The 9,011-nt window shown below is 39.8% G+C and carries 9 protein-coding genes; all 9 read right to left on the reverse strand.

All coding sequences use genetic code 11. The annotated features are described in order from the left end of the window. Positions 1-75: 75 nt before the first annotated feature. Positions 76-1,389, reverse strand: coding sequence for an RsmF rRNA methyltransferase first C-terminal domain-containing protein (locus QM460_RS06295; protein WP_414289559.1), 1,314 nt, complete (start codon positions 1,387-1,389; stop codon positions 76-78). 6 nt (positions 1,390-1,395) lie between these two features. Then, complete coding sequence (locus QM460_RS06300) at positions 1,396-2,163, reverse strand: inositol monophosphatase family protein (RefSeq protein ID WP_414289560.1); 768 nt, start codon at positions 2,161-2,163, stop codon at positions 1,396-1,398. Beyond that, a complete protein-coding gene (locus QM460_RS06305) occupies positions 2,153-2,431 on the reverse strand; it encodes a UPF0223 family protein (RefSeq protein WP_045763367.1) in 279 nt (92 codons plus the stop codon). The genes QM460_RS06300 and QM460_RS06305 overlap by 11 nt, the downstream gene beginning before the upstream one ends. Next, a complete protein-coding gene (locus QM460_RS06310) occupies positions 2,432-2,833 on the reverse strand; it encodes a Spx/MgsR family RNA polymerase-binding regulatory protein (protein WP_045763368.1) in 402 nt (133 codons plus the stop codon). It lies immediately after the preceding gene. A 210-nt stretch (positions 2,834-3,043) separates the two neighbouring features. Then, the gene (locus QM460_RS06315; protein WP_414289561.1) at positions 3,044-3,667 is read right to left on the reverse strand and encodes a TIGR01906 family membrane protein; all 624 of its coding nucleotides are present in this window, start codon (positions 3,665-3,667) and stop codon (positions 3,044-3,046) included. Continuing rightward, entirely contained in the window at positions 3,657-4,430 is a 774-nt protein-coding gene (locus tag QM460_RS06320) for a TIGR01457 family HAD-type hydrolase (RefSeq protein ID WP_414289562.1), read from the reverse strand. Before QM460_RS06320 ends, QM460_RS06315 begins: the two co-directional genes overlap by 11 nt. 10 nt (positions 4,431-4,440) lie before the next feature. Continuing rightward, the gene (locus tag QM460_RS06325; protein ID WP_414289563.1) at positions 4,441-5,178 is read right to left on the reverse strand and encodes an acyl-ACP thioesterase domain-containing protein; all 738 of its coding nucleotides are present in this window, start codon (positions 5,176-5,178) and stop codon (positions 4,441-4,443) included. Positions 5,179-5,182: 4 nt separating this feature from the next. Further along, positions 5,183-6,313 (reverse strand): radical SAM family heme chaperone HemW, encoded by a 1,131-nt coding sequence (gene hemW / locus QM460_RS06330; protein ID WP_414289564.1) that lies wholly within the window; start codon positions 6,311-6,313, stop codon positions 5,183-5,185. A 175-nt stretch (positions 6,314-6,488) separates the two neighbouring features. Continuing rightward, on the reverse strand, positions 6,489-9,011 hold a 2,523-nt coding region (locus QM460_RS06335; RefSeq protein WP_414289565.1), incomplete at its 5' end, for a Rib/alpha-like domain-containing protein.

Here is a 9,011-nt window from a genome sequence, read left to right on the forward strand (position 1 = left end):
GGAATTCCGCCCTATTTTTCTATGTTTTATGCAAAAAATCCATACTTCCACTATAACATAGAATACTGATTTTGACTAGTTTTTCACCTTAAACCTCAAGCCCTTAGGGAAATAATTCTTCAATGTATTTCCTGTCACTTTTGCAAAACCTAAACCATTTCCAGCAGCCAAAACTTGGTACCAGCCATTTGGCAAAGTTTCAGATAATTGAACTGTTTCACCAGCTACATATTTGACAAAGTCCTCTTGATGAATTTCAATTCCTTGATTGATTAGACTTGGTTTCAAAGCTAGGCCAAGTGCAAAACTTGGTTCAAAACGTTTTTTCTTAAAGGTTCCAAGATGAAGTCCGTTTCGTGCAATTCTTAGTTTTCCTAAATCTGGTAGACCTTCTGGCAATAAATACAGTTGGTCTCCAAAAACCTGTAGGACTCCAGCCAGTTTCTCTTTTAAATGTTTCTTCTCAAAATCCTGCCATAAGGAAATCTGTTCTCGAGAGAGGTTGGATTTAGAAGGCTTGAACTTAGAGACTTTATTTTCCCCTCGAAATTGTAAATGGGCAACAAACTGTCCTTCTCCCTTAAAGTGATGTGGATACATTCTAGCGGCTTCAGGTAAGTCAATCCCAGGAACCATTCCATTGATATGTTGAACTGGGATCAATTCAAAATCATAGCTATCCAGTAACCATTGGACAATTTCTTCATTTTCTTCTGGAGCCCAGGTACAGGTAGAATAGACCAAACGACCACCATCAGCCAACATGGTGACCGCATCCTCTAGAATTTCACGCTGCAAGTCAGCACATTGGCTTGGATATTCTACACTCCAATAATCCATAGCATCTGGCTGTTTTCGGAACATTCCTTCTCCAGAACATGGAGCATCTAGAACAATTAGGTCAAAATATCCCTTAAACACTTTAGCCAAACGATCTGCAGATTCATTGGTTACAACAACATTTGTTGCACCAAAACGCTCCATATTTTCAACCAAAATCTTTGCTCGCTTGCTAGAAATTTCATTGGAAACAAGAAGACCTTCGCCTGCAAGATAGGCTGCCAGTTGAGTGGATTTACCACCGGGAGCCGCTGCCAAGTCCAAGACCTTCATACCAGCCTTTGGTTGAGCTACTTGTGCAACCATTTGTGCAGCAGGTTCTTGGGAATAGACCAAGCCTGTTACATGCTCAGGTGATTTCCCTGAAACCTTGCCATAATAGCCCCAGGGTGTATTTTGAATAGCATCTGAAAAAGAAACTTGGCTTTCTTTTAAGGGATTGATGCGAAAGGCGGAAACTGCCTCATCATCAAAAGAGGCAAGAAAAGCTCTTGCCTCATCTCCCAATATTGCTTCATATTTTTTTACAAATCCTTCTGGAAATTGCATGTAAGTTTATTTCCTTTCATAGATATAGGATTGGATTTCTGCCAACTTGTCTGTAGGAACCATCATAATTGGTTGTCGTGTCTGAAAATCCACCGGCTCTCCAGTTAAGGTTACAATCTGATAACCTAAACTTTTTCCAATGATACCAGCTGCAGCATAGTCCCAAGGTTGGAGATAGGTGATATAGGTCAATAGCTGACCAGATAATATTTTTGAAAAGCTGATAGCTGCACTTCCATAGATACGTACACCAAGTGAAGCATTAGCCAATTCTGCGACACCCCAGGCATTTGTTTCCAACATGCCAGCATTACTCGCAATTAGAAAATCTCGCAAGGGCTTATCCTTAAAACTAGGCAAGGGTTCTTCATTGAGACAGGCATGAAAAGCACCTCCTCCATGATAACAATGACCTTTCATGACATCATAAATGATCCCAAACTGGCCCACACCGTTTTCAAAATACGCTACCATAATGGCAAAATCATCACCTTGTGCGACAAAGTTGTTGGTACCATCAATGGGATCAATGACCCAAACAGATCCATGTCCAACTGAAGCACGTAAACATCCCTCTTCTGCACAAAATTGGTCATCCGGAAAATGCGAACGAATCTTATCAATCAAAAAATTCTGAACTTCCTTGTCCAAATGAGTCACCAAGTCTGTAGGGGATGATTTTCTCTCAATATGCAATTCTTCCTGCATATGAGCTAGAATATAGTCTCCTGCTTCCTTGACAATCTCTTTGGCAAACATAAATTTATTTTCCAAGCGAAATCTTCCCTTCCCCTTGTTCTTTGGCCAATTGGACAGCTCGATAGAAGGAGTAACCACTCGCAGTTTCAAATTCACGGCCCAAGCGTTTTTCTTCACTCTTGCTTGGAACAACCGCTTTGAATCCCTTATAGGAATCTAGTAGTTTTTTTGCCTCTACCTTAGTCTCATAGGCTGCTTCAACATCATTAAAAAAAGAAAGCACTGAAGCAAGTTCTTCAGTGCTCCACGACAAATCTAGTGGGTAACTATACTGTTTATTCATCTAATTAATACCAGCTCTCAATGTAGCTTCTTTCAGTTCTTGTTTACGGTAACTACGAGGGAGAAAAGCACGAATCTCATCTTCATTAAAACCGATTTGCATTCGCTTTGCATCAATAATAATCGGGCGACGCAAAAGACTCGGATACTGCTCAATTAAATGAAGCAACTCCGATACTGAGATACTCTCTACATCAATATTCAATTTTTGAAAAATCTTTGAACGAGTCGAGATGATGTCATCAGTACCATTTTCGGTCAAGGAAAGAATGTGTTGCAGTTCTTTTCTCGTTAAAGGGCTGGTCATAATATTATGCTCTTGGAAGGGCACTTTATGATTCTCGAGCCAGGCCTTTGCTTTACGACATGATGTACAACTCGGTGATAAAAATAGTGTAATCATGCTTTCCTCTTCTTTACATACTTTTCTATTCCTATTATACAAAAAAATAAAGCGCTTGACTAGTTATTTCCGTAAAAAAACCTACTTTTTCAAGAAAAATAGGTTTTTGGGAATCAAATGTGAATGTTTTGCTTAAATGTAGAAATATTCATGTTACAAACGATAGTTTTTTCCTACATTTTATTTGGAATCAGTAATACTTTTCTTCACTTATCTATTTGTTTTTCTACTCTGTAGGTACATAAATCCAAAAATCAATTCATACAAGCAGAAAAATAGAAGAAAGGCATGGAGGAAAAAGTCCTCTGGTAGGATAAGAATGACTGGATCCTTTGCCGGATCAAATAGCCAGGTATCATCACCTACAAAAAGAATTTGATGAAACAAAGTAAAGAACTGCTCAAATCCAATGAAAACTCCAATTAAACCAAGAACCAAAGGTAGCGAGAGCATGATTAAGAGACCTCTACGGTAGAGAGATAGAAATCCTTTCTGAATGACCTGCTTCCAAAAAAGATAGAATATCGGTAGAGTTACTAGTGCTACTCCTTGAGCCAGATGGAACAAACCCTTGACAACTGCAAAATGATGGATTCCAGATGCAGATGAAGGAAAATCTGGCATTGCTAATACTTGACTCAACGGATTGGTCAAATAATCCATCAAAACATTAAAGTTATGCTGGATTATCTGAGGTTGCAGATGAACACGATTTGTCAAGTTTAACCAAGAAATTTCCTGAGGATAAATCAGCCATGCCAGGTAAATGGTCAATAAAATAGCAAGCGAGAGGAGAAAGAGAATACTTCCTACAAAAGTAAACTTAGTTTTCATCGAAATTCCACTCCGCTAGACTTGAAAGGACATGAGTTGGTGCAATTGGCAAGTCTGCTACTTCTTCAGGTTTTGTAAACCCTGTCGTCACCAAAAGACTAGGAATGCCATTGTCAATACCAGCTCGAATATCAGTCAGGTAATTATCGCCCACCATGACAATTTCTTCTCGCTCAAGTCCTAGGTGTTCAACAGCTTTGTCCATAATAATCGCATTAGGTTTTCCAATATAAACTGGTTTTACGCGAGTTGCTGCTTCTAGAAGAGTAATTAGTGAACCAGCACCAGGCAAAAGTCCACGTTCAGTTGGAATGTTCAAATCAGGGTTGGTACCGATAAAGTGAGCACCTTTATGGATAGCTAGGGTTGCAGTAGCAAATTTTTCATAGTCTACTTGCCAGTCCAAACCAACAACCACATAGGCTGGATTTTCTTTATCTTCCACATACCCTGCTTCTTGAATCGCTTCCTTGAGCCCTGCTTCTCCAATCACATAGACTGTCTTTTCAAGCCCTAAATCATTCATGTAATCAATAGTTGCTAAGGTTGCAGTATAGATTGTCGATACAGGTGTGTCGATGTTGAAGTGATTAGCCAACATCTCTTGGACACTCTCAGGTGTACGAGTGGTGTTGTTTGTGACAAAGAGGTAGGGAATATTTCTCTTTTGTAACTCATGAACAAAAGCTTCTCCTGCTGGGATTCTATCTTTCCCCCTATAGATTGTTCCGTCTAAATCAATTAAATATCCTTTATAAGTCATATCTTTCTTTCTAATCTTTATTAATTTCTTGCCAAGTTATCTTTGCTTGAGCATTGATATCGCCATCACTTGAGACTTGGTGATTACTTTCTAGTTCATTCAATTCATAACTAGAAGTAATCATTCCTCCTGGTCGAACTTCCTTGACATATTTGAGGTTGATTTTTTTAGGGATATGATTAGTAAGGAAATCGGCTCCCATGACCTCAAAAATCCAGTCTAGGTATTTGCTGTTATTGACGTGACCATTCATATCTAAGTCATAGAAACGAACATGGTAGTCCTTGCTTATCGCTTCTTCCAGCTCTGTATATTTTGGCCCACGGACCAGTTTCTTAGAAAACTCAGATTGATAAGGAGCGACAATTTCTGGTACTACAGGATGAACCTTTCGACTCTCACGATCCATAAGGACAAATGTAGCTACCATATGAATGATTTCTTGACCATCTTCATCATGAATCGTAAATCGGCGGTAACAAAAGAGACGATTATAGGTCAAAGCTTCTGTTTCAATGGTGATTTCCTCAGCAAAACGAGGCAAACGAACCACGTCAATATCATAATCTGTGATAATCCAGACCAGATTATACTGTTCTAAAACATCCTTGTCACTCACTCCCAGTTCAATTGACTGCATACCAGATACCTGGAGGGACAACAAGATCACATCTGGTAGCTTGATATGGCCATTCATGTCAGCCATATCAAAAGGAATTTTCATCTTCATTTGATAAGTTAAGCCCATACTTTTACTCCAATATAAATCGTTCTGCTACTGTATCTCCTAAAAAGAGACCTCTCTTAGTCATACGAACACGATCACCCTCAACCTGCATAAGACCTTGTTGAATCAAGTCTTTAACAATATCACCATAAAGTTCCTGGAAAGACCGTTCGAATTTTTCTTCAAAGCGTGCCATGGAAACTCCTGACTTCTTGCGAAGGCCGAGAAACATCTCTTCTTCCATTTGCTCCCTTTGACTCAAGTGTTCTTCATTGATACGAGCACTTCCCTCTTCTACCGCCTTTAAATAATGGCGGATCGGCCCATGATTTTTATAGCGAACACCGTCTACATAGCCAGACGCACCAGCACCAATTCCATAATACTCAGCATTATCCCAGTACATAAGATTATGACGACTCTCAAAGCCTGGTTTAGAAAAGTTAGAAATCTCATAGTGCTCAAAGCCAGCTCTTTCTAGTTCTGCAATGATATACTCAAACATCTCTGCTTCTAATTCTTCCTTTGGAAGTGGTAATTTCCCTCGTCTCATACGATTCATAAAGACCGTATGATTTTCTAAAATTAAGCTGTAGAGGCTCATATGAGGAATATCAAGGGCAATTGCCTTAGCAACATTGTCCTTGACCTGATCCATGGTCTGACCAGGAAGTGCGTAAATTAAGTCAATGGAAATATTGTCAAAACCAGCAAGTTTGAGGCGGTCGATATTTTCATAAATATCCTTTTCCGTATGACTACGCCCAATCTTTTTCAGCATTTTATCATCAAAGGTCTGAACACCTAGTGAAACACGATTAACTGCAGAATTTTGCAGAACAGCAATCTTATCAGCATCCAGGTCACCAGGATTAGCCTCGATAGTCAATTCTTCTAAGACTGACAAATCTAAGTTTTTAGTCAATCCTTCTAACAAAACTTCCAATTGAGAAGCAGACAAGGCTGTCGGTGTCCCACCACCAATATAGAGTGTACGCAATTTTTGAATATCATAAGAATCAAATTCTTGCAGTAGATGCTCTAGATAACTGTCTACTGGCTGATTTTTGATAAAGACCTTGGAAAAGTCACAATAATAACAAATCTGTGTGCAAAATGGTATGTGCACGTAGGCTGATGTCGGTTTCTTCTGCATAGTATTTATTATACCACAAAAGCGAACAATACTTAGAATTCCGTTTAACAAAATCCTAGCATTGTTCGCTTTCTTTATCTAAACATTCTTTTTATTTTACGACTAACATGATTCCCAGAACCAATCTAGTTTGTCTTTATAACACAAAAGAATGAATGTTTATTTGACTAAATTTTTAGTCTTCTTTTTTCTTTCCAAGAGCAAGTCCGAGACCACCTAGAATACCAAGAAGGCCTAGAGATGCAAGAGTCGCATTTGATTCTGTTCCTGTATTTGGCAATACTTTTTGAGAATCATTTGACTTAGCTCCATTATCAATAGTAGCTGTAGTATCTTCGTGATTTACATTCGGATTAACTGCAACTGGTGTTACCTTACCTGGAGTTTCTACTGGAACTTCCACTGCTGGTTTACCTGGTTCAGTAATCTTACCTGTACCTGGGACATCTCCTTCTGGTAGGTCACTGTTTGGTACTTTACCTTTACCGTCTTCACCGATTGTTACTGTTATTGGGTTACCATCTTTACCTGGGATTTCTACCTTAGTTCCTGGTGGGAATGTTGAGCCATCTGGTTTCTTCGGTGTTACTGTAACGTCACCTGTCTTAGGATCTTGTTCAACATCTACTGTTGGTGTCTTTTGACCTGGTGTTGTTACATCCACTGGTTGTGATGGTTTCTTGTTCGGTTCGGTTACTGTTCCTGTACCTGGGACATCTTTCTTAGGAAGCTTGTCATTTGGTACTTCACCTGAACCGTTGTCGCCGATTGTGACTTCGATTGGTGTGTTGTTTTCACCTGGAATCACAACCTTGCTGCCTGATGGGTAAGTTGAGCCATCTGGTTTCTTAGGCGTTACGACTGCATCACCATTTGGTTTGCGTGTAATTTCAATCTTACCTGGTTTTTCAGTTGTTGGGGTATTTGGTGTTACCTTACCTGGTGTTGTTACTGGAACTTCTACAGCTGGTTTACCTGGTTCTGTAATCTTACCTGTACCTGGGACATCTTTCTTAGGAAGTTTGTCATTTGGTACTTTACCTTTACCATCTTGACCGATTTCAACAATAATTGGACCATCTTCACCTGGGATTTCTACCTTAGTTCCTGGTGGGAATGTTGAGCCATCTGGTTTCTTCGGTGTTACTGTAACGTCACCTGTCTTAGGATCTTTATCCAACTCTACTGTTGGTGTCTTACGAGCTGGTGTTGTTACATCTACTGGTTGTGATGGTTTCTTGTTCGGTTCGGTTACTGTTCCTGTACCTGGGACATCTTTCTTAGGAAGCTTGTCATTTGGTACTTCACCTGAGCCATTGTCGCCAATTGTGACTGTGATTGTTGTTCCATTTTCACCTGGAATTTCTACCTTAGTTTTTGATGGGTATGTTGAGCCATCTGGTTTCTTAGGTGTTACAATCGCATTTCCATTTGGTTGTTGAGTAATTTCAATCTTACCTGGTTTTTCAGTTTCTGATGTTTCTGGTGTTACCTTAGCTGGTGTTGTTACTGGAACTTCAACAGTTGGTTGACCTGGTTCAGTAATCTTAGCTGTACCTGGGACATCTTTCTTAGGAAGTTTGTCATTTGGTACTTTACCTTTACCATCTTCACCGATTTCAACAGTGATTGGACCATCTTCACCTGGGATTTCTACCTTAGTTCCTGGTTTATATGGAGTTCCATCTGGTTTCTTAGGTGTTACTGTAACTTCACCTGTCTCAGGATTTCGTTCCACATCTAATGTTGGTGTCTTACGAGCTGGTGTTGTTACATCCACTGGTTGTGATGGTTTCTTATTAGGTTCTGTTACTGTTCCTTTTCCTGGTACATCTGTCTTAGGAAGTTTGTCATTTGGTACTTTACCTGAACCATTGTCGCCGATTGTGACTGGAATTGTTGTTCCATTTTCACCTGGGATTTCTACCTTAGTTCCTGGTTTGTATGGAGTTCCATCTGGTTTCTTAGGTGTTACTGTAACTTCACCTGTCTCAGGATCTTGTTCAACATCTACTGTTGGTGTCTTTTGAGCTGGTGTTGTTACTGTTACAGTTACTGGAACTTCATCCTTAGAGCCATCTGGGTAAGTGACAACTGCTGTTGTTTCCTTATCGCCTGGTGTTGTAGTGTCTACTGGAGTCTTATATTCAACTGTAGTTCCGCTTGGAAGATCTCCTACATTACCAATTGATTTCTTAGGATCTGGAGTTTCACCTACATTAACAGTTTGGTCTTTAGGTGTTGGATTGTTCTTCTCTGCATCTGTACGTGGATCTACTACCTTAACAGTTACTGGAACTTCATCCTTAGAGCCATCTGGGTAAGTGACAACTGCTGTTGTTTCCTTATCGCCTGGTGTTGTAGTGTCTACTGGAGTCTTGTACTCAACTTTAGTTCCTTCTGGAAGATCGCCTACTTTATCGATTGATCCTTTAGGATCTGGAGTTTCACCTACATTAACAGTTTGGTCTTTAGGTTTTGGATTGTTCTTCTCTGCATCTGTACGTGGATCTACTACCTTAACAGTTGCTGGAACTTCATCCTTAGAGCCATCTGGGTAAGTGACAACTACTGTTGTTTCCTTATCGCCTGGTGTTGTAGTGTCTACTGGAGTCTTGTACTCAACTTTAGTTCCTTCTGGAAGATCGCCTACTTTATCGATTGATCCTTTAGGATCTGGAGTTTCACCTACATTAAC

It is taken from the genome of Streptococcus infantis (assembly GCF_047464415.1).
Lineage (GTDB): Bacteria > Bacillota > Bacilli > Lactobacillales > Streptococcaceae > Streptococcus > Streptococcus infantis_AE.

Bases quoted from the DNA above. Each gene is read 5' to 3' on its own strand.
- hemW (WP_414289564.1), bottom strand. From the start codon at position 6,313: ATGCAGAAGAAACCGACATCAGCCTACGTGCACATACCATTTTGCACA.
- QM460_RS06295 (WP_414289559.1), bottom strand. From the start codon at position 1,389: ATGCAATTTCCAGAAGGATTTGTAAAAAAATATGAAGCAATATTGGGA.
- QM460_RS06315 (WP_414289561.1), bottom strand. From the start codon at position 3,667: ATGAAAACTAAGTTTACTTTTGTAGGAAGTATTCTCTTTCTCCTCTCG.
- QM460_RS06305 (WP_045763367.1), bottom strand. From the start codon at position 2,431: ATGAATAAACAGTATAGTTACCCACTAGATTTGTCGTGGAGCACTGAA.
- QM460_RS06320 (WP_414289562.1), bottom strand. From the start codon at position 4,430: ATGACTTATAAAGGATATTTAATTGATTTAGACGGAACAATCTATAGG.
- QM460_RS06310 (WP_045763368.1), bottom strand. From the start codon at position 2,833: ATGATTACACTATTTTTATCACCGAGTTGTACATCATGTCGTAAAGCA.
- QM460_RS06325 (WP_414289563.1), bottom strand. From the start codon at position 5,178: ATGGGCTTAACTTATCAAATGAAGATGAAAATTCCTTTTGATATGGCT.